Origin of the sequence: Streptomyces sp. NPDC058576 (assembly GCF_042718715.1) — a bacterium.
GTDB lineage: Bacteria > Actinomycetota > Actinomycetes > Streptomycetales > Streptomycetaceae > Streptomyces.
Window position 1 is genome coordinate 52,638 of sequence record NZ_JBHXPF010000021.1, and the last position, 23,030, is coordinate 75,667.

Sequence of the window (23,030 nt, forward strand, 5' to 3'; positions counted from 1 at the left end):
GCCGGGCGGCACAATCTCACTGCTCGGAGCGGGTGCTCAGCGCGGTCCCAGCGTCCACCGGGGGCCGGTGGGGCTGTCCTCGATGACGAGGCCGGACTGGTTGAGCTGGTCGCGGATGGCGTCGGCGGCGGCCCAGTCCTTACGGGCGCGTGCCGACTGCCGCTGGTCGAGGACGAGGCGGACAAGGGTGTCGACGACGCCGTGCAGGTCCTCGCCCCGGTCGCCCTCCCCCGCCCACTGCGGGTCGAGCGGGTCGAGGCCGAGGACGCCGAGCATGGCCCGGACCTCGGCGAGGCGGGCGACGGCGGCTTCCTTGTCGTCGGCGGCCAGCGCGCTGTTGCCCTGGCGGACGGCGGTGTGGATGATCGCCAGCGCCTGCGGCACGCCCAGGTCCTCGTCCATCGCCTCGGCGAAGGCGGGCGGCACCTCGGCGGCGGGGGGAACGGTCTCCCCGGCCTTCTCGGTGACGCGCTGGACGAAGCCCTCGATCCGCGCGAACGCGGACTCGGCCTCGCGCAGGGCCTCCTCGCTGTACTCGATCATCGACCGGTAGTGCGGGGTGCCGAGGTAGTAGCGCAGGACGATCGGGCGCCAGTGCTTGACCATCTCGCTGACGAGGACGGAGTTGCCCAGCGACTTCGACATCTTCTCGCCGGACAGGGTGACCCAGCCGTTGTGCACCCAGTACTTCGCGAACGCGTCGCCGTAGGCCTTGGCCTGGGCGATCTCGTTCTCGTGGTGCGGGAAGATCAGGTCGATGCCGCCGCCGTGGATGTCGAAGGCGGAGCCCAGGTACTTGTGGGCCATCGCGGAGCACTCCAGGTGCCAGCCGGGCCGGCCGCGGCCCCAGGGGGTCTCCCAGCTGGGCTCGCCCGGCTTCACGGCCTTCCACATGGCGAAGTCGCGCTGGTCGCGCTTGCCGGTCTCGCCCTCGCCGGACGGCTGGCGCAGATCGTCGAGCTCCTGGTTGGAGAGCTCCAGATAGCTGGGCAGGGAGCGCACGTCGAAGTAGACGTTGCCGTCGGCCTCGTAGGCGTGACCGCTCTCGATCAGGCCGCGCATCATCTCGATCATCTCGGGAACGTGGCCGGTGGCGCGGGGCTCGTAGGTGGGCGGCAGGCAGCCGAGCACGTCGTAGCCGTCGTTGAACGCGCGCTCGTTCTCGTAGCCGATCGACCACCAGGGGCGGCCCTGTTCGGCGGACTTCGCGATGATCTTGTCGTCGATGTCGGTGACGTTCCGGATGAACGTGACGTCGTAGCCGCGGTACGTGAACCAGCGGCGCATGATGTCGAAGTTCAGGCCTGAGCGGATGTGGCCGATGTGCGGTGCTGCCTGGACAGTGGCGCCACAGAGGTAGATCGAGACACAGCCCGCGGTGAGCGGGACGAAGTCACGGATCTGCCGGGCGTTGGTGTCGTGCAGGCGAATAGTCACGCCTCAAGGGTAGTAGGCCGACACCAGTGCCCCGCGACCCTTGGGGATCGCGGGGACAACTTTCTGGTACCGGGATGGCCCGGACCGGTCCGGAGAGCGTTTTCCGGGGTGCGCGAGAAGCCTTCCGGGGGCTCAGATGCTGCCGACGACCTTGCGCGGCGAGACCCGGACGACCACGCGGGGGTCGTCGGCGCCGGAGTTCGGGTTGAACTCCGCGTACGGCTTGCCGGTGTACTTCACCGAGAGCTCGTCGATCAGCTCCTGCCCGCCGTCCGTCGTCAGCGTCGCCTCGCCGCGGATCTCTGCGTAGCTGTACGGGGCGTCGAAGGGCTGGACGACGACGGTGACGCGCGGGTCGCGGCGGAGGTTCTTCTCCTTGCGGCGGCCGACGGTGGTGGAGATGAGGACGTCGTCGCCGTCGCGCTTGACCCAGACCGGGGAGACCTGGGGGCTCCCGTCGGGCTGGATGGTGGCGATGTTGACGAACACGGGGGTGTCGAGCAGGTTCTTGAGCTCGGTGGAGAGTTCGGCGGTCATGCGTACGGCCTCCTGTGCGCTACGGGTCCTTCGGTGCGGGGGCGTTCGGTGCGGGCCGGATTCCTGCGGAACCGGTCCCGTCGTCCGGTGCGTCCCCTGCTGCTCCTACCCGGCAACCGCGCGCACCCCCGGTTCCTTCCCGCCGCGTCCCGCCGGAAGGGTGAACGCCAGCGCGGCCCCGGCCAGCGGGACCGCCGCCAGTACCGCCCACCGCAGGGGCGCGGGCGCGTCGAGCAGGGCGCCGGTCGCCGCGCTCCCGCCGAGGACGGCGATCCCGGACACGGAGGACAGCGCCCCGGTGGCAAGACCGAGCTGCCGGTCCTCGACCAGGTCCGGCACCAGGCCCCGGGCGGCGGGGACCAGCAGCATCTGGCCCAGGGTCAGCAGGACGACGAGTGCGGCGCCGGGCAGCAGACCGCCGGGTCCGCCGGGCGTGAGCGGTACGGCGGCGAACCCGGCGGCCACGACCGCGAGGCCGGAGACCAGCGCGGCGCGCGGGGCGATCCGGCGGGCGGACCAGCGGGTCAGCGGCACCTGGGCGACGACGACGAGCAGCGAGGACAGTGCGAAGAGCCAGCCGAGCGCGGCCTGGGACCCGGTGGCCCGCTCCACCTCGACGGGCAGCGAGAGGTAGAGCTGGTTGTAGGCGACGAGGTAGGTGGAGTACGCGAGGCAGAGCAGCAGGAACGCCCGGTTGGTGAACACCGCCCGCCAGGACGACCGCCCCGGTTGGGCCGTACGGGTGACGGCGGCCGGGGTCCGTCGCCCGTCGCGTACGCCGTCGGCTTCCGGGTCCCGGTCCCGTACGCGGTCGGCGCGCGGCATCAGGCGGGCGTGCCCGGCCAGTACGCCGACGAAGACGAGGGCCCCGGCGAGGCAGGCGGCCCGGAAGCCGCCGCCGAGCAGCAGGAGCAGGGAGCCGAGGAGCGGCCCGAGGAACGCCCCGGCCTGTCCGGCGGCGGAGAACAGGGCGAGGACGTGGGCGCGCGGGTTGCCGGTGTCGCGTTCGTGCCGGACGGCCTCGCGGGCGGCCTCGGACTCGACGGCCGGGGAGAAGAGCGCGGCGGCGAAGCCGATGAGGAGGACGGCGGCGATGACGGTGGCCGTCGACCCGGCGAAGGCGAGCCAGCCGAACCCGGCGATCCGCAGGACGCAGCCCGCCAGCACGACGGGCCGGGGGCCGTACCGGTCGGTGAGGGCGCCGCCGACGACGAACAGGCCCTGCTGGCTGAAGGTACGCAGCCCGAGGACGAGCCCGACGAGCCAGCCCGCCATGCCGAGGCCGCTGCCGAGGTGGGTGGCCAGGTAGGGCAGGACGGCGTAGAAGCCGATGTTGAAGGCGAACTGGGTGGCGGTCAGGAGCCGGAGGTAGGGGGTGGGCGCGCTCACGAGCAGGGGGCGGCGGCGCGCCTCGGCGGGGGCGCGCGGTGGTGAGGTCACGGGGCGCTCCTTCGTGCGGGAGCGGGCGCGGGAGCGGGCGTGTGCACGGGCGCGGGCGGCTCGGGCGTAGGCGCGGTCGGCACGGGCGTAGGTGCGGGCGGTGCGGGCGTAGGTGCGGGCGTGCGCGCAGTCGGCGCGGGCGACGCGGGCGTAGGTGCGGTCGGCACGGGAGCGGGAGGCTCGGGCGTAGGTGCGGTCGGCATGGGCGCGGGCGGCGCGGGCGACTCGGGCGCGGGCCCGTTCACTTCAGGCCTTTCAGGCCCGCCGGAGTGCGCCCGCGCACCGCCGCCGAGGTGAGGACGGCCAGCGCGCCGAGGGCGGCGAGCGCTGCGGCGGGGGCGAGGACGGCCCAGGGGGCTCGTTCCGCGTACGGCATGTTCTCCGACAGCATCCGGCCCCACTCCGGCGCGGGCGCCTGGGTGCCGAGGCCGAGGAAGCCCAGGGAGGCGAGGGCCAGCGCGATGGCGGGGACGCGGAGGAGGGCGTGGCGCACCACCGGCGGCAGGACCCCGGGCAGGATGTGGCGGCGCAGCAGGTGGGCCCGGTCCGCGCCGAGGGCGACGGCGGCGGCGAGGTGCGGGGCCGCCTTCTCCTGGGCGTGCAGGGCGGCGGTGTGGGCGGCGAGCGGGGCCCACCCGACGGCGGCCACGGCGGCGGCCGCGCCCCAGGGGCCGGGTCCGGCGATGCCCGCGACGACGAGGCCGGCGAGGACGGCGGGGAGCGCGTTCGCGGTCTCGGTGAGCGCCCCGGCGCGCAACGCTCCGAGGAGCAGCCCGAGCACCAGGGTGACGGCCCCGACCGCGACGGCGGCCAGGGCGGTGCGGGCGGCTCCGTGGCCGAGGCGGGCGAGGACGTCGCGGCCGAGGTTGTCGGTGCCGAAGGGGTGCGCGGCGGAGGGGCCCGCGAGGCGGGCGGCGGTGTCGACGTGGAGGGGGTCGCGCAGGAGGCCCACGACGGTGACGGCGACCAGCAGGCCGCCGAGGAGGAGGGCGGCGACGGTGAGCGCGCGGCGGCCGGGGAGCCGGGGCGCGACGAGCGCGGGCAGCGCTCGGTCGGTGAGGGCCGGGCCGAGCAGCACGCGGACGGCGAGCCGGGAGGCCAGCCCCGCGGCCACCCCGAGGAGCAGCAGCACCAGCACAGCGGCCTGGAGGACGGGCAGGTCCTGGGCGAGGGCGGCGGCCAGGGCCGTACCGCCGAGGCCGGGGATCGCGAACAGCGTCTCGACGGCGACCGCCCCGCCGGTCAGCCCGACCGCGACCAGGCCGAGCTGGGGCAGCAGGCCCGGGAGCGTACGACGCAGGGCGTGGCGGGCGACGGTCCGGCCCGGCATGCCGCTCGCGACGGCGGCCCGGGCCCAGGGTTCGGCGAACGCGCCGGGCAGGGCGTCGTCCAGGAGCCGGCCGAGCAGGGCCCCGGCCGGTACGCCCATGGCGAGCGCGGGCAGCACGAGCTGGCCGGGGGCGCCCCAGCCCAGCGCGGGGAACCACCCGAGGTGCACGGCGAACACGGTGGCCAGCACGGCGGCGAGCAGGAACTCCGGGAGCGCGGCGAGCACCGCCGCGCCCACTCCGGCGCGCACACGGACGATCCGGCGCGCGGCCCCGCGCCGGAGGGTGGCCGCACTCAGGGCGAGGGCGAGCAGGACGGCGACGGCGAGCGAGACGCCCATCAGGGTGAGGGAGTTGCCGAGGGCGGCGGTGACGTCCGGGCCGACGGGCTGTCCGGAGACCCAGGACTCCCCCAGGTCGCCCCGGAACAGTCCGCCGAGCCAGCCGCCCAGCACGTGCGGCGGCCCGCCGTCGAGCCCGGTCTCGGCACGGATCGCGGCGAGGGTCTCGGGGGTGGGGGCACGGTCGGCGTACCGGGCGTGCAGGATCGTGCGGGCCGGGTCGGTCCGGGTCAGCCAGGGCAGCAGCCCGATCACCGCGACGACGGCGAGGAGGGTGCCGAGCCGTCCGGCGAGGTACTTCACGCGGTCACCCGATGCGGGTGTCGGCGGTGATGAGGGTGCGCTCCATCGGGTCGAGGGCGACGCCCTGGACGCGGGTCTCGTCGTAGCCCTGCACGAAGCGTTCGTGGACGAGCGGGACGAGGGCGTCGGAGCCGAGGATCGCGGCCTCGGCGGTCATCTCGGCCCGGTGGCGGGCGTCGGTGCCGGCGAGGGCGGCGGCCTGGTCGACGGCGGTGTCGACGGGCTCGGCGCAGAGCTGGGTGATGTTGAAGCTGCCGTCGCAGGTGAAGTCGGAGGCCAGGTAGGAGACCGGGTCGGCGGTGTCCAGGAGGGTGTTGCGGGCCTGGATGAACGCGTCGTACTTCCCGGCGAGCGCGTCGGCCTCCATCTGCGCGTAGTCGCGGACGACCTGCTTGACGGTGAACCCGCGCTTCTCCAGCTGCTGCTGGACGACGGTGGCGGCCTCGGGAAGCTCGGGCCGGTTGGTGTAGGTGGCCAGCACGATCTCCTTCGTCTTCGCCACCTCGGCGGGGGCGGCGGCCTTCGCGCGGCCGGTGGGGGCGGTGCGCAGGCCGGCGGCCCAGGGGACGCCGGGGCCCAGCAGCCCCTCGGCGGTGTCGGCGCGGCCTTCGTAGACGCCGTCGACGAGGGCCCGGGAGTCGATGGCCTCGCGGGCTGCGGCGCGCATCGCCGGGTCGGCGAAGACGCCGCGCTCGGTGTTGAGGGAGAGGCCGTTGGTGCGGGCGGAGGGGAATGCGTGGACCAGGCCGTCGCCGAGCAGCGAGGCCTGCGAGATGGGGACGTACTCCGCGATGTCCACGTCCCTGGTCCGCAGCGCGTTGGCGCGGGCGGTGCCGTCGGCGACGAACTTCACGTCGACGCCGGGGGCCTTGGCCTTCGAGCCCCAGTAGGTGTCGTTGCGCTCCAGGGCGGCGCTGACCGCGCCGTTGACCTCGGCGAGGGTGAAGGGTCCGGTGGCGTGCCCGGCGGGGTTCACCTTGCCGCCGTCCCCGTACGCGGCGGCGGACAGGATGCTCAGGGAGGGGTTGGCGAGCCGCTGGGGCAGCAGCGGGTCGGCGTCCTTCGTGGTGATCCGTACGGTGGCGGCGCCCTCGGCCGTGGCGGTGAGCGTGGTGTCGGAGAGCACCCGGGGCTTCGGGGAGGCCTTCTGCGCGGCGGTCAGCGAGCGGGCCACGGCGGCGGCGTCGAGCTTGCTGCCGTCCTGGAAGACGGTGTTCCCGCGAACGCTGAACTCCCAGGCGCGGTCGCCCTCGCGCTTCCAGGCCGTCGCCAGCGCGGGCTTCGCCTCGCCGTTCTTGTCGAGCCGGGTGAGGCCCTCGACGACGGCGAGCCGGCTCAGGGTGACGGCGTCGTCGCCGTACGGGGACATGGCCTGGGCGGGTGGGAAGGCCAGGGCCGCCCTCAGCCGCTGGTTCCCGTCGGAGCCGCCGGATCCTCCGGAAGAGGTGCAGGCGGTGGCGGCGGTGGCGAGGAGCGCGGTCGCGGCGATCGGCAGCGCGGCGCGGTGGAGGCGGCGGGGCGTGAGCATGGGATCGACCTTATGTGAAAACGATTGTCATCTAACCGGCGGGGGTGGTGGTCGCACCGAGGTCCGGCAGCGGCATCGGCAGTTCGAAGTGGACGATCCCCTGCCCGCCCCCGGGCAGCGTCCGCTCGTCGCACACCTCGTGGGCCAGCGAACGCCAGAAGGGCTCGGCGCCCGGGACGGCGGGGTCGGTGTGCAGGTACAGGGCCGTGTAGCCGCCCGCCCGCGCGGCGAACTCCCTCAGCTCCCGGACCAGTTGCCGGGCGAGTCCGTGCCTGCGGTGCTCGGGGCGCACATAGATCCGGCAGAGCTGCGCGGTGGACCCGGAGGGGAAGCGGTCGGCGACCCACCGCGGGTTGGGCGGCGCCTGCGGCCCACGGTCGCGTACGGCCCCGGTGGCGACGATCTCGCCGCCGTGCTCCACCACGAGCAGGGTGCAGCGCTCCGGGCGCAGATAGGCGGACTCGGGGTCGATGATGTCGGCGTGCCAGCGGGGTACGTAGCCGGACTTCAGGTCGCGGTAGACGGTGTCGAGCATCACGGCCCGCGCCCCGCCGAGGTCGTCGGCGGTGGCGGTGCGCAGGACGTACCCGGCGTCCCCGTGACCGCTGTCGGCGCCGGTCCGGCCGGCCACCGCCCCCGTCATCACCGTGGTCGCGCTGGTCACCGGTACCACTCCTGCCTCATGGAGCACATCGCTTGCACCTTCAGCGTACGTGCAAGCGATGTGCAGCAGGCGCGGCGGCGCAGGCCGGCGGGTGGGGCCTGAGCCCGGGTCGGTCAGCCGGTCCGGTAGACCAGGGCGGTCGCGATACCGGCGATGCCCTCGCCACGGCCGGTGAAGCCGAGCCCGTCGGAGGTGGCGGCGGAGAGCGAGACCGGGGCGCCCACCGCGGCGGACAGCACCTTCTGCGCCTCCTCGCGCCGCTTGCCGATCTTCGGGCGGAGGCCCACGACCTGGACGGCGACGTTCCCGATCTCGAAGCCCCCGGCGCGGACGATCCGGGCGGCTTCGGTGAGCAGGGTGATGCCCGCGGCTCCGGACCACTCGGGGCGGCCGGTGCCGAAGTGCTGCCCGAGGTCGCCGAGGCCAGCGGCGGAGAAGAGCGCGTTGCAGGCGGCGTGCGCGACGACGTCGGCGTCCGAGTGGCCGGCGAGGCCGGGCCCCTCGCCCTCCCACCTCAGGCCCGCGCACCACAGCTCGCGGCCCTCCTCGAAGGCGTGGATGTCGGTGCCGATCCCGACGAGCGGGATGACGGGGGCGGGGGCTCCCGTTCCGGGGTTCTCAGAAACCATCGTGGGCCCTCCTGCGGGCGAGTACCGCTTCGGCCAGCACCAGGTCGAGCGGCCGGGTCACCTTGAACGCCTCCTCGTGGCCGGGGACGACGACGACCGGCGCGCCGAGCCGTTCCACCATGCCCGCGTCGTCCGTGGCGCCCTCGCCGTCGACCGCGACCTCGGCGTGCGCGCGCACCAGCGTGTCCCGGTCGAAGCCCTGCGGTGTCTGCACCGCGCGCAGCCTGGCCCGTACGGGCGTGGCGAGCACCGGCTCCGGCTCACCGGGCGTTCCGGCGGGCTCGACCTCCTTGACGGTGTCGGCGAGGGGCAGCGCGGGGACGACGGCGGGCGCTCCGTCCCGTACGGCGGCGGCGACCGCGTCGACCGTGTCGACCGGCACCAGCGGGCGGGCGGCGTCATGGACGAGGACGACGGCGATGTCCTCGGGCAGCGCGTCGAGGCCCAGGCGTACGGACTCCTGGCGGGTCTCACCGCCCGGCACGACCAGGTAGTCGGTGCGCTCGGGCAGCGCGTGCGCGTCGAGGAGGTGCTTCACCTCGGGCGCGCCGTCCGGCGGGGCGACGACCACGACGAGGGAGACGGCTCGGGACGCGGCCATGGCGCGGACGGCGTGGATCAGCATGGGCGTCCCGCCGAGCACCCGGAGGGCCTTGGGCGCGCCCGGCCCGAGCCGTACGCCCCGCCCGGCCGCGGGGATCACCGCGGCGGTACGGGGAGGGCGCGGCCGGTCGGTCGGGGGTGGCGTCGATGACATCGATTGCACTCCGAAGGTCCGAGGGGAAGGTCCGAAGGTTCGGCAGGTTTGTTTCCACGACCGACATGGGTAGGGGCCCAGCGAGCCGGGCGCGACGCCCTGACTCGCGCCGGGCCCCTTCCGTGACCCGCCCGGCCGAGCGCAGGTCGTGGCGGACGGCCACGCAGCACCCGGAGGCCGCCTTGGCCGGCGGCCTTCCGCACGCGGGAGCACACCGCGGGCGTGGGGATCACAGCACGGGCACAACCGGCAGCCGGGCACATGACCGGCGGTCGGGCCCCGGATTCGGTCGGCCACGGGATTCGGCCGGCACCGGATTCGGGTCCGAACATGCCGCAGCGCCCGACGACACAGCGTGAAAACGACTGGTCAGCGGGCACCGCGGCACATTCATACGACCGGTGTGATCCGGTTTCAGGACGCGAGGACCTCGTCGAGCAGAGCCTCGGCCTTGTCCTCGTTCGTGTTCTCCGCGAGGGCGAGCTCGCTCACCAGGATCTGGCGCGCCTTGGCGAGCATGCGCTTCTCCCCGGCGGAGAGACCGCGCTCGCGCTCCCGACGCCACAGGTCACGGACGACTTCCGCGACCTTGATGACATCGCCGGAGGCGAGCTTTTCGAGATTTGCCTTGTAACGCCGGGACCAGTTCGTCGGCTCTTCGGCATACGGTGCACGCAGCACCTCGAAGACCCGGTCCAGCCCGTCCTGCCCGACCACGTCGCGCACGCCCACGAACTCCGCATTGTCCGCCGGCACACGAACCGTCAAGTCGCCCTGGGCGACCTTGAGCACCAAGTAGGTCTTGTCCACGCCTTTGATCTGGCGAGTTTCGATAGCCTCGATCAGCGCGGCCCCGTGATGGGGATAGACCACGGTGTCGCCAACCTTGAACGTCATGTGACAGGTACCCCTTCCGTGGCTATCCAGAGTAACACGAGAATCGCGTCTCCTGAATGGCGTTTTCGCAGGTCAGGGCATATCTCGGGGCTTGACAACAGCAACACGAACGTGCTGCGGAAGGCTTCCGGAAGACGGTATTCGCAGGTCGGAGCCACTGTGCGCCATGAGCGAAACACCCACGTCGCACAGCCCGGAAGCCCCACAGAAGAGGGCGAAAGTCCCGTTTTGTCGGTTTCGAGATGGCGATCATTCCCTACTCCGTTCGGTGATCGCTCACCCGTACGGACGTAACTGTCCGGGCGCAATGAAATTGATCAAGCCACACACGGGACGCCACTTTCCGCCCCGCGAACACGAAGGCGAAGAAGGGCGCGAAGCGGAGAAAGGGAAGGGGCAGCAGGGCGTCCGGAAGAATTGATCAAGCGGATTATGTGAACGGCACATGACCTACCGACCGGTAGAACACTGCTGGAGGGGGCGCCGGCCCGCCCCTGATCGACCAGACTCCGCCTAGAGGCGGGTCGGGTGCAGGGCGGGCGCGGCGGCTCGGTAGCCTAAGGCCGCTGACACACCCTTAGGGCGGCTTTACACCACCGCTCGACGTTCGACGTCCCGAAGCCCGCAGTCCGATCGTTCAAGGAGTTGCCGCCGCCGTGAGCCGCAGCCTTCGACACGGCGCTCTCGCCGCCACCGCCACCCTGTTCTCGATCGTCTCCCTGTCCGCCTGTGCGGCGGGCAACAACGCCGAGACACTCAAGGTCAGGCCGGACAACCCGGCCACCACGGTGGGCAACATCAAGGTCCAGAACGCGAACGTGATCACGCTGCCCGAGGGCGGCGCGGACGGCCCCGCCGTCGTGGCCGCGACGTTGTTCAACGACGGCACCGAGCGCGAGGTGCTGGAGGCGATCACGCTGCCCGGCAGCAACGTCGAGGTGAAGCTCCAGGCGGCCGGCGGCAAGGGTCCCATCGTCGTCCCGGCCGGGGGCCGGGTCATCATCGGCGGCAAGGGCAACGCCGCCGCCGTGATCGAGAACAGCGGCGAGGCCGCGCGCAACGGCGATGTCCAGCAGGTCGTCTTCAAGCTCAGCCTGACCGGCGACGTCGGCCTCGGCGCGAGCGTCTACCCGGCCGAGGGCTTCTTCAAGGACTTCGGCCCCAGCCCGCAGGCCGAGGCGCCCGTCCCGAAGCCCACCTCGACGCCGTCCGGCAGCGCGACCGGCGACGCGGAGAACCCTGGCGCGGCCGAGGGCGGGACGCCCGGCACGCCGGCGGACGGCGCCGCCACCGAGGGCGCCCAGGGCGAGACGGGCGCGCAGGGCGACGCCGGTACGGGCGCGGGCGACGCCGCCTCGGTGCCCGCGGCGAACTGACGCGGCGCTCCGGCCCCGTCACGCAGGCGCACACCAGCACGCACCGCATACGCCGAAGGGGCGCTTCCCGGCCGGGAAGCGCCCCTTCGGCGTACACCGCCCGCGTGGCTCGCGGTTTACGGCTCGAACTTGTACCCCAGGCCCCGCACGGTGACGAGGTAGCGCGGAGCGCCCGGGTCGGGCTCGATCTTGGCGCGCAGGCGCTTGACGTGGACGTCGAGGGTCTTGGTGTCGCCGACGTAGTCCGCGCCCCAGACCCGGTCGATGAGCTGCATCCGGGTCAGCACGCGGCCCGCGTTGCGCAGGAGCATCTCCAGGAGGTCGAACTCCTTGAGCGGGAGGTCGACCTTGCCGCCGGAGACGGTGACCACGTGCCGGTCGACGTCCATCCGGACCGGGCCCGCCTCCAGGGCGGCCGGGGTGACCTCCTCCGGCTCGCCGCGGCGGCGCAGGACGGCGCGGATGCGGGCGACGAGCTCGCGGGAGGAGAACGGCTTGGTGACGTAGTCGTCGGCTCCTATTTCCAGCCCGACGACCTTGTCGATCTCGCTGTCCTTGGCGGTGACCATGATCACCGGAACGTTGGAGCGGCTGCGGAGCTGGCGGCACACCTCGGTGCCGGGCAGGCCGGGCAGCATCAGGTCGAGGAGGACCAGGTCGGCGCCGTTGCGCTCGAACTCGTCAAGACCGTCGGGGCCGGTGGCCGCGATGGCGACCTCGAAGCCTTCCTTGCGCAGCATGTAGGACAGGGCGTCGCTGAAGGATTCCTCATCCTCGACGACAAGCACTCGGGTCACGGAAGAGCCTCCGGGGCAGGGATGGGGTCAAAGGTGTCGGTCTCGTACGGCCCCTCGTCGTCGCCGTTGACGATAAGCGGTCCGCCGGTGGTGCGCTCCCTCGTGACACCCGTTTCGGGCAGTCGGAGGGTGAAGGTGGAGCCCTGGCCCTCGGAGCTCCAGACGGTGACCTCCCCGCCGTGCGAGGCGGCCACGTGTTTGACGATGGCGAGGCCGAGACCGGTGCCACCGGTGGCCCGTGAGCGGGCCGGGTCGACGCGGTAGAAGCGCTCGAAGACCCGTTCGCGGTCCTTCTCGGAGATGCCGATCCCCTGGTCGGTGACGGCTATCTCGATGAGGTCCCCGCCCGGCGAGGCGAGGCGGCGTGCGGCGATGCCGACGCGGGTGTGGGCGGGGCTGTAGTTGACGGCGTTCTCGACGAGGTTGCCCAGGGCGCCGACGAGCTGGCCGCGGTTGCCCCAGACCGTGAGGCCCTCGGCTCCCGCGGAGGCCATGGTGATCTGCTTCGAGCCGGCCTGCTGGCGGCAGCGGTCGATCGCCTCGGCGACCAGCGTCTCCACCTTGACCGGCTCGGCGTCCTCCAGCGGGTCGTCGTTCTGCACCCGGGAGAGGTCGATGAGCTCCTGGACCAGGTTGGTCAGCCGGGTCGCCTCGATCTGCATCCGTCCGGCGAACCGCTCCACCGCCTCCGGGTCGTCGGAGGCGTCCATGACCGCCTCGGAGAGCAGCGAGAGCGCTCCGGTCGGCGTCTTGAGCTCATGGCTGACGTTGGCGACGAAGTCGCGCCGTACCGCCTCTATCCGGCGGGCCTCGGTGAGGTCCTCGACCAGCAGCAGCACCAGCCGGGAGCCCAGCGGGGCGACCCGGGCGGAGACCGCGAGAGTGTCGCCCCGGCCCGTACCGCGCCGGGGCAGGTCCAGCTCGCCCTGCCGTATCTCGCCGTCCCGCCGGGTGTCCCTGGCCATGTTGAGCATCGGCTCGACGGCCAGCCGGCCGCCCCGCACCAGGCCCAGGGCGTACGCCGCCGAGCTGGCCTTGACCACGCTGTCGCTCTCGTCGAGGACGACGGCGGAGGAGCTGAGAACGGAGAGGACGGTGTCCACTCCGTTGGGGAGAGCGGCGTTGTTGTCCGGCCGGAGCGACGTACGCGTGGGGCTTTTCAGGTCGCGCTCGCTCCAGCGGAACGCCAGCATGGCGATCACGCCGGTCAGGAGACCGGCTATCGCCGCAGCTGCGGCGACCGCCGCGTTCACGTCCATGCTTCAAGGTTATGCGGGTGCGCCGACTCCCTCCCAGCCGTCCGAGTGCCTTCTCGAACACTCGTCGCCCAGAGTTCACCGAGGGGTAGGGGCCGGTTCACTTAGGGGGCCGGATCCGGACGCGTTACGGCCCCACCGTGTAACCGTGGGGGTCGGTCCGAGACCCCGGCCTCAGTTTGAAACTGGAGAGGGACTTCCATGCGCGACGCTTACCACGAGGAACTCGATTCGATCGGAGAGGGCCTGGTCGAGATGGCCCGGCTGGTCGGCTCGGCGATCGGCCGGGCGACCACGTCCATGCTCGACGCCGACCTGACGCTGGCGGAGAACGTGATCGCCGGCGACCAGAAGGTCGACGAGCTCCAGCACGACCTGGAGGCCCGCGCCATCGCGCTCCTGGCCCGCCAGCAGCCGGTGGCGACCGACCTGCGCATCGTGGTGACCTCGCTGCGGATGAGCGCCGACCTGGAGCGCTCGGGCGACCTCGCCCAGCACGTGGCGAAGCTGGCCCGGCTGCGCTTCCCGCAGTCGGCGGTCCCGCACGACCTGCACGCCACCATTCTGGAGATGGGCCAGCTCGCCCAGCGCCTGATGGCCAAGGCGGCCGAGGTCATCATCACCAAGGACGTCGATCTGGCGCTCCAGCTGGAGCAGGACGACGACGAGATGGACCTGCTGCACCGCACGCTGTTCCAGCACCTGATGGACGACCGCTGGCAGCACGGCATCGAGACGGCCGTCGACGTGACGCTGCTGGGCCGCTACTACGAGCGCTTCGCCGACCACGCGGTGTCGGTCGCCAAGCGCGTGGTCTACCTGGTGACGGGCGAGCACGCGGACGAGATCCAGGCGGCGTCCCCGGTCGAGGGCGCGTAAGGGCCGATCCGGCAGGGCGCGGCGCGCAGGGCTGTTCCCCGCGCCTCCACGTCGTACCGGCGCATCACCGGCGTACGTGAGTCGCACATCTGTTCCTGCGCGCGTGCGCCGTTGATGCGCCCGCCGGGATGGGCATGCAATGGGGCGGGGGCGGCGCCGTGACCGTACGCAGCGGGTCATGCCGTACGTCCCCGGCGGCGGCGCACCGGCGTCCGCCGCCCTGCCGTATGCCCTGAGGAGGGACCATGGCCGATTCCCCCACGACCGAACCCCAGCGGGAGACCCCGACCGGAGTCGTGCACCGAGCCGTGCTCGGCGCGTGCGGATGCGGGTCGGGCTGCGGATGCGGCTGCCAGTCCGGTGCTCCGTGCCAGTGCGGCGGCTGCTCCGGCTGAACCGCGCCGCGTACGCGACGGCCGGCGCCCGCCCGGAGGGATCCGGACGGGCGCCGCGGCCGTACGAGTGTCGTGGGCCGGTTCAGCGGGCCCGCTCCGCCGCGGGTGCGGCCTCGACCGCCGCCGCGGGTGCGGCGGCCGGCTCGGCCTGGTCCGGGCGGGCCTCGGCCGGTACGGGCGCGGGCTCGGGCAGCACGTCCGCCCCGGCCTGCTCCGCGCGCGGCAGGTTCCGCATCAGCAGCCAGTAGCCGAGCCCGGCGACGGTGCCGATCACGGCGCAGGCGGCCCAGAGCCAGGCGGCTCCGTAGTGGTCGATCACGAAGCCGGACATCAGCGGCGCGACGAGCGCTGCCACCGACCAGGACATCGTGTACATGCCCTGGTAGCGCCCCCGGCCCCGGGAGGGCGACAGCTGCACGACGATCCCCGTCTGGGTGGGCGCGTTCACGATCTCGGCCAGCGTCCAGACGCACACGGTGAGGGCGTACGCCGCGACCGATCCGGCGAAGGCGGTGAGCCCGAAGCCGTACCCGGCGAGCAGCGAGGAGATGATCAGCAGCCGGCGCGGGTCGCGGTCCTGGATGAAGCGGGTGACGGGGATCTGGAGGACCACGATCAGCACTCCGTTGACGGCGATGGCGGTACCGAAGTCGGAGCTGGACAGCCCGTCCGTGCCCATCGCCACCGGCAGCCCCACGTAGCCCTGCTGGAAGATCAGCGACACCAGGAACGACAGCCCCACGACCCCCATGAAGCGCCCGTCGCGCAGGACGGTGGTCAGCCGCACCTCGTCCTTGGTCCGCTTGCCGCCCACGGTCTTCACGACCGCTTCCTCGGGCCGTGACTCCGGCACCTTCAGGAAGACGAGGACAGCGCACACGAGCGTCATCAGGGCCTCGCCGATGAAGCCGGCGAGGTAGCTGTACTCGGCGATGAAACCGGCCCCGGCGGAGGAGATCGCGAAGCCGAGGTTGATGGCCCAGTAGTTGAGCGAGAAAGCCCGGACCCGGTCCTTCGGGGGCACGATGTCCGCCATCATCGCCTGGACGGCGGGGCGGGACGCGTTGCTCGCCATGCCGACGAAGAACGCCACGGTGGCGATGGCGAACGGGTGTTGCATGAACCCGAGCACCGCCACCGACACGGCGGTGGACGACTGGGCGATCAGCATGGTGGGCCGCCGCCCGAGGCGGTCCGTCATCACACCCGCGCCGAGCGAGGAGATGACGCCGCCGAGCCCGTGGAGGGCGGCGACGAGCCCGGCGTACGAGGCCGAGTAGCCCCGGTCCAGGGTCAGGTAGAGGGCCATGAAGGTCGCGACGAACGCGCCGAGGCGGTTGACCAGGGTGCTGGTCCACAGCCACCAGAACTCGCGGGGCATCCCGGAGACGGTCTCGCGGGCGGCTGTGCGCAGACCGGCGACGGACATAAGGATTCCCCCCACGGGACGTGACGACGGATGCGGAAGCGGGTCTCGGGTAACACCCCCGACACCGTTCGAGACATTACGAAGCCCGGCTCCCCGCCCGCCACTGGATTGACGCCCCCCGTCAATCGTCCGCAGGCCGGGCGCCCGCCGGCCCGGCACTGTCCGCGTTGCGGGCGGGCGCGCGGGGGTCGCGCGGGTTCGATTACGCTCGGTCCCATGGCCGACGCACCGTACAAGCTGATCCTCCTCCGCCACGGCGAGAGCGAATGGAACGCGAAGAACCTGTTCACCGGTTGGGTGGACGTCAACCTCACCGAAAAGGGCGAGAAGGAAGCAGTCCGCGGCGGTGAGCTGCTCAAGGACGCCGGTCTGCTCCCCGACGTCCTGCACACCTCCCTCCAGCGCCGCGCGATCCGCACCGCGCAGCTGGCCCTGGAGTCCGCCGACCGCCTCTGGATCCCGGTCCGCCGCTCCTGGCGCCTGAACGAGCGCCACTACGGCGCACTCCAGGGCAAGGACAAGGCGCAGACGCTCGCCGAGTTCGGCGAGGAGCAGTTCATGCTGTGGCGCCGCTCGTACGACACCCCGCCGCCGCCGCTGGCCCGCGACGCCGAGTACAGCCAGTTCGACGACCCGCGCTACGCGACCCTCCCCCCGGAGCTGCGCCCGGACACGGAGTGCCTGAAGGACGTCGTCGTCCGCATGCTGCCGTACTGGTTCGACAGCATCGTCCCGGACCTCCTCACGGGCCGTACGGTCCTGGTCGCCGCCCACGGCAACAGCCTCCGCGGTCTGGTGAAGCACCTGGACGGCATCTCGGACGAGGAGATCTCGGGCCTCAACATCCCGACCGGCATCCCGCTCTCCTACGAGCTGGACGCCGACTTCAAGCCGCTGAAGCCGGGCGGCACGTACCTCGACCCGGACGCGGCGAAGGCGGCCATCGAGGCCGTGAAGAACCAGGGCAAGAAGAAGTAGCTTCTCCGATCATGCCCCCGGCCTGCGCTCACGGCGCGGATCGGGGGCATTTTCACGGCCTGGGCCCGCTCAGGCCGCCGGCTTGCGCCACACCGAGATGTGCTTGCCGGAATCATCGGTGAACGGCGACCCGTCCCAGTCCGCGACCCGGCGTTCCGGCTCCAGGCCCGCGATCCGGGCCATCAGGTCCAGTTCCGCCGGCCAGGCGTACCGGTGGCGGGAGTTGGCGCGGCGGTAGCGGCCGTCCTCGCCGTCGCGGGTGAAGTGGTGCGAGACGAGGATCTGTTCGACCAGGTCGAAGGTGTCGAAGCCCAGATGCCGTTCGGAGACGTCGAACGGGACCGCGACCTGGCCGGGCGGCAGGAACCGCAGCGGTGGCACTCCCAGTTCGATGACGAACCGTCCGCCGGGCGCCAGGTGGCGGGCCGCGTTGCGGAAGCACTCGACCTGTTCGTCCTGGGTGAGCAGGTTCGAGATGGTGTTGTAGACGAGGTAGACCAGGGTGAACTCGCCGGGGACGACGGTGGTGGCCATGTCCCCGATGGTCACCGGGAGGGTGTCCTCGTCGACCTTGCGGCGCAGCACCTCCGCCATGGGCTCGGACAGTTCGATGCCCGCCACCGGCACGCCGCGCTCCCGGAGCGGCACGCCCACGCGTCCGGTTCCGATGGCGAACTCCAGGGCCCGGCCGTTTCCGGCGAGTTCGGCGAGGAAGTCGAGGGTCGGTTCGAGGACGGCGGGCGAGGAGTTCTCGGCCTCCTCGGCGTCGTAGCGGTCGGCGGTCGCTCGGCTCCACAGTTCGCTGCTCGTCACGGGCGACCACTCTGCCGGGCGCCCGGGGGGCCTGTCGACGCAATTAGCCCCTGAGGACGGCCCGGCGCTGTCAGTGCCTGCTGCCACGATGGCCCTCATGACGATCTACCTCCTCACCGACATCGAACAGGCTCTGCGCGGCAGTTGGAGCGCCGAGACCTGCACCTCGGAGTACCGGGACCGCTGGACTCCGGACAATCCGGCGCGGGACCAGTGCGGGGTGACCGCCATGGTGCTCAACGACCTGCTGGGCGGCGAGCTGATCCGGGGAGAGGTCCATGTGGAGGGGGTGCGCACCGACTTCCACTGGTGGAACCGCCTGGGGCTGGGGGTGGAAATCGACCTGACCCGGGAGCAGTTCGGTCCCGAGGAGATCGTCGTCGGCGGTGACGTCGTCGTCCGGCCGCCCGGCGAGTTGCCGCGGCTCCAGGAGGAGTACGCGCTCCTGCGCGAGCGGGTCGCGGAGAAGCTCGGTCCGCGCTGAGCGGCTCGGCCGGGGACGGTCGTGTCGCTCCTGATCCGTGGCCGATCCGTGCTCGGTCGGTCAGGCCGAAATACCCCTCGTACGCACTACGGTGGGCCCATGCCGTCCGTCTGCTTCCAGGGCAAGGAGATCGAGGAGCGCGATCATGGGTGAGTCTCTGAAGACCTTCGTCGGCGGTACCGAGGTCGAGGTGCCCAACAGCATCCCGGACATCCGGGCGGCGCTGCCCGACGAGAGACGCGAGGAGTTCGACCTCGCGATCAACGAGGCCGGGGTGCACGAGATCCAGGCCGTCATGCGGCACTGGATGCTGGAGGCCGTCCCCGATCCCGAGGCCGAGAAGATCCTGGACCGGCTGGCGCAGGACGAGGCCGAGAGGCGGAGCGTCGCTTGAGCTTCCGCATCTCCTACGCACCGCCCGCCGACGACACCCTGGCCAAGATGCGCGGCGGCGAGTCCTTCCGGGACGAGATGGCCCGCACCCTCGGCGAGGAGCCGTACGGCCACGCCTCCTCCGCCGTCAAGAGCGAACGGGACCGGCGTGAGGCGACCGTCGCCGGGGCCATCGTCCTCTACTACGTCTCCCGGTCCGTCCTGACCGTCACCGTCGTCCGGCTCGTGCCCCTGCCCTGATCCACCACGGCAGAGGCACCCCGCCGTACGTCAGGCGAGCTTCTTGTCCTGTGCCGCCACGACCTCCGTCGGCACCTCGAACTTCACGTCGCCGCCGCCGGCCGCCGCCAGGTTGAAGGCGAAGAACGTCGCCATGGTGCCTTCCTTGCGGAGCACCACCAGCTTGAGCGGGGTGGCGTCGCCGTCGTCCTCGGAGGTGACCGTCCAGGCCGCGGCCTCGTCGCCGCCGGTGACCTTCTCCTCGGTGATCGAGGCGACCTTCGTCGGCGTCCCGCTGACCGTGGCGGTGAAGCCGCCCGCGCAGTCCGCCGCGGCCTTCTTCAGCGTGGCGAACGCGTCCGGACCTGCCGTCCCCTCGTACGAGCTGAGGGCGACGAACGTGGACGTCAGGTTGAACGCGTCCTTGAACAGGTCGTCGGCCTCCCCCTCCGCCAAGTCCTCCAGCGACTTGTCGTCGGTCTTCTTCGGCTCCTCGACCACCTTGCGCTTCGTGGTGGCCACCGCCCCCTTCTGCGGCACGCCGGACATGGCGTGGGCGATCGGCAGGCAGGCCGCCTTGTCGACCTTGACGCCGTCCGCCGGAACCTCGTCGGCCGGGCCGGCCTTGGTGACCTTGGTGCCCTTCACGTCGCCCTGGGCGAGGGTGGCCTTCTCCAGCTCGGCGGCGGTGAGCGCCTTGGCCGGGGTCTCCGGGGCCGAGCTGCTCCCGTTCGCGGCGTCCTTGCCGTCCTTGGCGTCGGCGTCCGACGAGCCGCCGCAGGCGGTGGCCAGCAGGGCGAGGGCGGCCGCTGAGGCGGCGAGGGCGGTACGTCGTACGGCAGTGGCGCGCATGGTTCTTCTCTCCGGTTCGAGGAGCAACCGTCCCTTCCCCGTCGGCATTTGGACGCCGTCTGGGACGGGCCGTCGCAGTGAGCACACTTTACGATCGAACCTGTGCTCGATGACCGGTCCGGCGACCCCTCCGGTGATCGTGATTCTGCTGTGATCATCCTGTGAACGCACTGTGGGGAACCGTCGTACAACCCTCCGGGGCAAGACCACCGCCGCAGCCGAAAGGACGTCATCCACCGTGTCCGACCAGGCCCCCGCCGCCCCTCTCGCCCGCGTGCTCGCCGCCCTCGGGGTCCGCGAACGCGACATCGCCTCGCGTGCCACCCTCACCGGTGGCACCTACAACACCGTCACCCGCGTCACGCTCACCGACGGCCGCGACTGGGTGGTCAAGACGCCCCCGCCGCACAGCGCCGCCCTGCGTTATGAACGCGACCTTCTCGTCAACGAGGTCGCCTTCTACACCGCGGCCGCGCGGACCGGCAGCCCCACGATCCCTCGCGTCGTCCGCGGCGAGCCGGACCCGTCCTCGCCGACCGGCGCGTACCTGGTCATGACCGCCCGCCCCGGCCGCCCCTGGCACGAGGTGAGCACGACGGAGGGCCGTACGGGCGGCGGCGACGAGGCCCGGCTGCGGCGCGAACTGGGGCAGCTGGTCGGCCGGTTGCACACCGTCGCCGGGCCCTGCGGCCCCGGGTCCGGATTCGGCTACCCCGCCGAGCCGTTCGGGCCGCTCGCCCCCACATGGCGTACCGCGTTCACGGCGATGACCGAGGCCGTGAACGCCGACGCCGAGACCTACCGGGCCCGGCTGCCCTACCCCGTCGGCCATCTCCGTACGGTGCTCGCGGGCGCGGCCCACCTCCTTGACGAGGTCGCCCGGCCCGCCCTCGTGCACTTCGACCTGTGGCCGGGAAACCTGCTGGTCACCGGGGAGCCCGGCGCGCGCACGATCGGCGGGATCATCGACGGGGAGCGGATGTTCTGGGGCGACCCGGTGGCCGACTTCGTCTCGCTCGCGCTCTTCGGGGACATCGAGCGGGACCGCGACTTCCTCGACGGGTACGCGCAATCCAGCGGCGGAGAAGTGGAGTTCACGGACTCTCTGCGGACCCGCTATGCCCTGTATCGCGCCTATCTCTGTCTCATCATGCTCGTCGAGACCGTCCCCCGGGGCCTCGACCCCGAAGCAGCGGACGAGACCCGGGAGTTGGTCGCGCCGCACCTCGTCGAGGCGATCGACGCGGGAAGGGCCGTCGACGCCTCGGGCGCGGCCGGGGTCAGTCCTCGGCCGGGCGCTTGGTCAGGTGGCTGAACGCGTCCAGATTCCGGGTGGACTCGCCGCGCGACACCCGCCACGCGTACTCCTTGCGGATCGAGCTCGCGAATCCGAGCTCCAGGAGGGTGTTGAAGGCCCCGTCGGCCGCTTCGAGCACCACGCCGAACAGCCGGTCCAGCTCCTCGGCGGTGACCACCGCGAGGGGGAGCTTGCCGACCAGATAGACGTCGCCGAGCGAATCGATCGCGTAACTCACCCCGAACAGGCGGAGGTTGCGCTCCAGCAGCCAGCGGTGCACCTCGGCGTCGTTCTCGTCGGGGTGCCGGACGACGAACGCGTTGAGGGAGAGGGAGTGCTTGCCGACGATCAGGGAACAGGTCGTCGACAGCTTGCGGGTGCCCGGCAGCGTCACGACGTAATTGCCGCGCTCCGGGCTCTCCCAGGCGAGCCCGGCATCATTCAGCGTCGCCTCGATGACCTGGGCCGCTGCTGTCTCGTCGGGTGCGTCAGCCATACAGCGAGCGTACGACAGCCCGGGGCGGACGGCAGGAGGGGCCTGCCCGGGCCGTGACGCACCCCGGTGTCCCGAAGCGGTCAGCCGTGGTGCGTCACGGCCCGGCGGCGGTGGTCGCAGAGCGCGGCCGTGTACACGTCGGCGGTCGCCGAGGCGGCCGTGTCCCAGCCGAAGGACTGGGCGTGCGCCGCGGCGGCCGCCCCCATCCGTTCGACCAGCCCCGGCGTGTCCGCGAACCGCCCGAGCGCGCGGGCGTACACCTCCGGCTCGTGCCCGGGTATCAGAAAGCCGCTGACCTCGTCGCGTACCGCCACCGGCAGCCCGCCCACGGCCGCCGCGACCACCGGCGTACCGGTCGCCTGGGCCTCGATCGCGACCAGGCCGAAGGACTCGCTGTACGACGGCATGACCAGCACCGAGGCGGCCCGGAACCAGTCCGCCAGCCGGTCCTGGCCCACCGGCGGACAGAACCGTACGACGTCGGCGATGCCGAGCCGCGCGGCCAGCTTCTGGAGCCCCTCGGGCTTCGCGAGGCCGCTGCCGCTCGGGCCGCCGACGACCGGCACGACGATCCGGGAGCGCAGGGACGGGTCCCGGTCCAGCAGCGCCGCCACCGCGCGCAGCAGCACGTCGGGCGCCTTCAGCGGCTGGATGCGGCCCGCGAAGAGCGGGATCAGCGCGTCCTGCGGCAGGCCGAGCCGGGCCCGCGCGGCGGCACGGCCGTCGGCCGGACGGAAGCGGTCCAGGTTGACGCCGGGGTGCACGACGGCGACCGCCGCGGGGTCGGCGTCGTAGAAGCGGACGAGCTCGTCGGCCTCCTCGGCGGTGTTGGCGATCAGCCGGTCGGAGGCGTTCACGATCTGGGTCTCGCCGATGACCCGGGCGGCCGGCTCGGGGGTGTCGCCCTCGGCGAGCGAGGCGTTCTTGACCTTGGCCATGGTGTGCATGGCGTGCACGAGCGGGACGCCCCAGCGCTGGGCGGCCAGCCAGCCGACCTGACCGGAGAGCCAGTAGTGGGAGTGCACGAGGTCGTAGTAGCCGGGGCGCTGACCGGCCCAGGCCTGCATCACGCCGTGCGTGAAGGCGCAGAGCTGGGCGGGCAGGTCCTCCTTGGCGAGACCTTCGTACGGCCCGGCGTCGACGTGCCGGACCAGGACGCCGGGGGCCAGCTCGACCGCGGGGGCCAGGGAGCCGGTGGTGGCCCGGGTGAAGATCTCGACCTCGATGTTGATCGCGGCGAGGCGCTTGGCCAGCTCGACGATGTAGACGTTCATCCCGCCCGCGTCGCCCGTGCCGGGCTGGTGGAGCGGGGACGTGTGCACGGAGAGCATCGCGATGCGGCGCGGCTTGCGGGAGGCTCCGGAGAAGCCTCCGGGGAACCTGAGGCGCGCGGCCGTCCGGGTGGAGCCGAGCCGGGAGACGTACTGGCTCACCTCGTCGGTCCTCCTCGATAGGGGCATGCTGCGGGGGGAGGGCGTGGGGTCCCTCCGAAGGTCGAAACAGTG

Annotated in this window: 23 protein-coding genes; 7 read left to right on the forward strand and 16 right to left on the reverse strand. The window is 72.4% G+C overall.

The annotated features are described in order from the left end of the window. Window positions 1-36: 36 nt before the first annotated feature. From cysS to ACFWRV_RS17150, 9 genes are all read right to left on the reverse strand, one after another. Window positions 37-1,437: a cysteine--tRNA ligase gene (cysS, locus tag ACFWRV_RS17110; RefSeq protein ID WP_384334937.1), complete on the reverse strand. Its 1,401-nt coding sequence runs from the start codon at window positions 1,435-1,437 to the stop codon at window positions 37-39. 132 nt (window positions 1,438-1,569) lie between these two features. Continuing rightward, window positions 1,570-1,974 (reverse strand): PPOX class F420-dependent oxidoreductase, encoded by a 405-nt coding sequence (locus tag ACFWRV_RS17115; RefSeq protein WP_384334940.1) that lies wholly within the window; start codon window positions 1,972-1,974, stop codon window positions 1,570-1,572. Window positions 1,975-2,079: 105 nt separating this feature from the next. Then, on the reverse strand, window positions 2,080-3,369 hold the full coding sequence (locus tag ACFWRV_RS17120) for an MFS transporter (RefSeq protein WP_384335115.1): 1,290 nt from the start codon (window positions 3,367-3,369) through the stop codon (window positions 2,080-2,082). 286 nt (window positions 3,370-3,655) lie between these two features. Next, window positions 3,656-5,386, reverse strand: coding sequence for an ABC transporter permease subunit (locus ACFWRV_RS17125; protein WP_384334943.1), 1,731 nt, complete (start codon window positions 5,384-5,386; stop codon window positions 3,656-3,658). A 4-nt stretch (window positions 5,387-5,390) separates the two neighbouring features. Next, complete coding sequence (locus tag ACFWRV_RS17130; RefSeq protein ID WP_384334946.1) at window positions 5,391-6,914, reverse strand: ABC transporter substrate-binding protein; 1,524 nt, start codon at window positions 6,912-6,914, stop codon at window positions 5,391-5,393. A gap of 31 nt (window positions 6,915-6,945) precedes the next feature. Continuing rightward, window positions 6,946-7,557, reverse strand: coding sequence for a GNAT family N-acetyltransferase (locus ACFWRV_RS17135; protein WP_384335118.1), 612 nt, complete (start codon window positions 7,555-7,557; stop codon window positions 6,946-6,948). A 134-nt stretch (window positions 7,558-7,691) separates the two neighbouring features. Continuing rightward, window positions 7,692-8,207 carry a 2-C-methyl-D-erythritol 2,4-cyclodiphosphate synthase gene (ispF, locus tag ACFWRV_RS17140; protein WP_384334949.1) on the reverse strand — a complete coding sequence of 172 codons (516 nt, stop codon included), beginning with the start codon at window positions 8,205-8,207 and terminating at the stop codon, window positions 7,692-7,694. Continuing rightward, the gene (gene ispD, locus ACFWRV_RS17145) at window positions 8,197-8,964 is read right to left on the reverse strand and encodes a 2-C-methyl-D-erythritol 4-phosphate cytidylyltransferase (RefSeq protein ID WP_384334952.1); all 768 of its coding nucleotides are present in this window, start codon (window positions 8,962-8,964) and stop codon (window positions 8,197-8,199) included. The genes ispF and ispD overlap by 11 nt, the downstream gene beginning before the upstream one ends. A gap of 414 nt (window positions 8,965-9,378) precedes the next feature. Then, window positions 9,379-9,861 carry a CarD family transcriptional regulator gene (locus ACFWRV_RS17150; protein WP_003953493.1) on the reverse strand — a complete coding sequence of 161 codons (483 nt, stop codon included), beginning with the start codon at window positions 9,859-9,861 and terminating at the stop codon, window positions 9,379-9,381. A 656-nt stretch (window positions 9,862-10,517) separates the two neighbouring features. Here ACFWRV_RS17150 and ACFWRV_RS17155 point away from each other — a divergent pair. Further along, window positions 10,518-11,237 carry a DUF461 domain-containing protein gene (locus ACFWRV_RS17155; RefSeq protein WP_384334955.1) on the forward strand — a complete coding sequence of 240 codons (720 nt, stop codon included), beginning with the start codon at window positions 10,518-10,520 and terminating at the stop codon, window positions 11,235-11,237. A gap of 116 nt (window positions 11,238-11,353) precedes the next feature. On the opposite strand, the gene ACFWRV_RS17160 is transcribed toward ACFWRV_RS17155, so the two are convergent. After that, window positions 11,354-12,034 carry a response regulator transcription factor gene (locus ACFWRV_RS17160; protein ID WP_003968183.1) on the reverse strand — a complete coding sequence of 227 codons (681 nt, stop codon included), beginning with the start codon at window positions 12,032-12,034 and terminating at the stop codon, window positions 11,354-11,356. Continuing rightward, complete coding sequence (locus ACFWRV_RS17165; RefSeq protein ID WP_384334958.1) at window positions 12,031-13,293, reverse strand: sensor histidine kinase; 1,263 nt, start codon at window positions 13,291-13,293, stop codon at window positions 12,031-12,033. Before ACFWRV_RS17165 ends, ACFWRV_RS17160 begins: the two co-directional genes overlap by 4 nt. A 198-nt stretch (window positions 13,294-13,491) precedes the next feature. Between ACFWRV_RS17165 and phoU the strand changes: the two genes are divergently transcribed. Further along, window positions 13,492-14,169: a phosphate signaling complex protein PhoU gene (phoU, locus tag ACFWRV_RS17170; RefSeq protein WP_384334961.1), complete on the forward strand. Its 678-nt coding sequence runs from the start codon at window positions 13,492-13,494 to the stop codon at window positions 14,167-14,169. Between the two features lie 477 nt (window positions 14,170-14,646). On the opposite strand, the gene ACFWRV_RS17175 is transcribed toward phoU, so the two are convergent. Beyond that, complete coding sequence (locus ACFWRV_RS17175; RefSeq protein WP_384334964.1) at window positions 14,647-15,993, reverse strand: MDR family MFS transporter; 1,347 nt, start codon at window positions 15,991-15,993, stop codon at window positions 14,647-14,649. A 216-nt stretch (window positions 15,994-16,209) separates the two neighbouring features. Between ACFWRV_RS17175 and ACFWRV_RS17180 the strand changes: the two genes are divergently transcribed. Continuing rightward, a complete protein-coding gene (locus tag ACFWRV_RS17180) occupies window positions 16,210-16,971 on the forward strand; it encodes a phosphoglyceromutase (protein WP_050356805.1) in 762 nt (253 codons plus the stop codon). A gap of 69 nt (window positions 16,972-17,040) precedes the next feature. On the opposite strand, the gene ACFWRV_RS17185 is transcribed toward ACFWRV_RS17180, so the two are convergent. Continuing rightward, on the reverse strand, window positions 17,041-17,784 hold the full coding sequence (locus ACFWRV_RS17185; RefSeq protein WP_384334968.1) for a class I SAM-dependent DNA methyltransferase: 744 nt from the start codon (window positions 17,782-17,784) through the stop codon (window positions 17,041-17,043). Window positions 17,785-17,881: 97 nt separating this feature from the next. Between ACFWRV_RS17185 and ACFWRV_RS17190 the strand changes: the two genes are divergently transcribed. From ACFWRV_RS17190 to ACFWRV_RS17200, 3 genes are all read left to right on the forward strand, one after another. Then, entirely contained in the window at window positions 17,882-18,268 is a 387-nt protein-coding gene (locus tag ACFWRV_RS17190; RefSeq protein WP_384334971.1) for a hypothetical protein, read from the forward strand. Between the two features lie 145 nt (window positions 18,269-18,413). Continuing rightward, window positions 18,414-18,662, forward strand: coding sequence for a hypothetical protein (locus ACFWRV_RS17195; RefSeq protein ID WP_384334974.1), 249 nt, complete (start codon window positions 18,414-18,416; stop codon window positions 18,660-18,662). Then, complete coding sequence (locus tag ACFWRV_RS17200) at window positions 18,659-18,901, forward strand: hypothetical protein (protein ID WP_050356808.1); 243 nt, start codon at window positions 18,659-18,661, stop codon at window positions 18,899-18,901. Before ACFWRV_RS17195 ends, ACFWRV_RS17200 begins: the two co-directional genes overlap by 4 nt. A gap of 30 nt (window positions 18,902-18,931) precedes the next feature. Here ACFWRV_RS17200 and ACFWRV_RS17205 read toward each other — a convergent pair whose 3' ends face one another. Beyond that, a complete protein-coding gene (locus ACFWRV_RS17205; protein WP_384334977.1) occupies window positions 18,932-19,732 on the reverse strand; it encodes a hypothetical protein in 801 nt (266 codons plus the stop codon). A gap of 238 nt (window positions 19,733-19,970) precedes the next feature. On the opposite strand from ACFWRV_RS17205, the gene ACFWRV_RS17210 reads away from it, so the two are divergent. Then, window positions 19,971-21,047 carry a phosphotransferase family protein gene (locus ACFWRV_RS17210; RefSeq protein ID WP_384334980.1) on the forward strand — a complete coding sequence of 359 codons (1,077 nt, stop codon included), beginning with the start codon at window positions 19,971-19,973 and terminating at the stop codon, window positions 21,045-21,047. On the opposite strand, the gene ACFWRV_RS17215 is transcribed toward ACFWRV_RS17210, so the two are convergent. Both ACFWRV_RS17215 and mshA read right to left on the reverse strand, forming a co-directional pair. After that, window positions 21,013-21,525 carry a YbjN domain-containing protein gene (locus ACFWRV_RS17215; RefSeq protein ID WP_384334983.1) on the reverse strand — a complete coding sequence of 171 codons (513 nt, stop codon included), beginning with the start codon at window positions 21,523-21,525 and terminating at the stop codon, window positions 21,013-21,015. The two genes, ACFWRV_RS17210 and ACFWRV_RS17215, sit on opposite strands and share 35 nt — an antisense overlap. Window positions 21,526-21,605: 80 nt before the next feature. Beyond that, window positions 21,606-22,958 carry a D-inositol-3-phosphate glycosyltransferase gene (gene mshA / locus ACFWRV_RS17220; protein ID WP_384334986.1) on the reverse strand — a complete coding sequence of 451 codons (1,353 nt, stop codon included), beginning with the start codon at window positions 22,956-22,958 and terminating at the stop codon, window positions 21,606-21,608. Window positions 22,959-23,030 lie beyond the last annotated feature (72 nt).

Excerpts from the sequence above, each read along its gene's own strand:
- ACFWRV_RS17115 (WP_384334940.1), bottom strand. The coding sequence starts at position 1,974 with ATGACCGCCGAACTCTCCACCGAGCTCAAGAACCTGCTCGACACCCCC.
- ACFWRV_RS17130 (WP_384334946.1), bottom strand. The coding sequence starts at position 6,914 with ATGCTCACGCCCCGCCGCCTCCACCGCGCCGCGCTGCCGATCGCCGCG.
- ACFWRV_RS17135 (WP_384335118.1), bottom strand. The coding sequence starts at position 7,557 with ATGACGGGGGCGGTGGCCGGCCGGACCGGCGCCGACAGCGGTCACGGG.
- ispF (WP_384334949.1), bottom strand. The coding sequence starts at position 8,207 with ATGGTTTCTGAGAACCCCGGAACGGGAGCCCCCGCCCCCGTCATCCCG.
- ispD (WP_384334952.1), bottom strand. The coding sequence starts at position 8,964 with ATGTCATCGACGCCACCCCCGACCGACCGGCCGCGCCCTCCCCGTACC.
- ACFWRV_RS17150 (WP_003953493.1), bottom strand. The coding sequence starts at position 9,861 with ATGACGTTCAAGGTTGGCGACACCGTGGTCTATCCCCATCACGGGGCC.
- ACFWRV_RS17165 (WP_384334958.1), bottom strand. The coding sequence starts at position 13,293 with ATGGACGTGAACGCGGCGGTCGCCGCAGCTGCGGCGATAGCCGGTCTC.
- phoU (WP_384334961.1), top strand. The coding sequence starts at position 13,492 with ATGCGCGACGCTTACCACGAGGAACTCGATTCGATCGGAGAGGGCCTG.
- ACFWRV_RS17175 (WP_384334964.1), bottom strand. The coding sequence starts at position 15,993 with ATGTCCGTCGCCGGTCTGCGCACAGCCGCCCGCGAGACCGTCTCCGGG.
- ACFWRV_RS17180 (WP_050356805.1), top strand. The coding sequence starts at position 16,210 with ATGGCCGACGCACCGTACAAGCTGATCCTCCTCCGCCACGGCGAGAGC.
- ACFWRV_RS17190 (WP_384334971.1), top strand. The coding sequence starts at position 17,882 with ATGACGATCTACCTCCTCACCGACATCGAACAGGCTCTGCGCGGCAGT.
- ACFWRV_RS17195 (WP_384334974.1), top strand. The coding sequence starts at position 18,414 with ATGGGTGAGTCTCTGAAGACCTTCGTCGGCGGTACCGAGGTCGAGGTG.
- ACFWRV_RS17205 (WP_384334977.1), bottom strand. The coding sequence starts at position 19,732 with ATGCGCGCCACTGCCGTACGACGTACCGCCCTCGCCGCCTCAGCGGCC.
- ACFWRV_RS17215 (WP_384334983.1), bottom strand. The coding sequence starts at position 21,525 with ATGGCTGACGCACCCGACGAGACAGCAGCGGCCCAGGTCATCGAGGCG.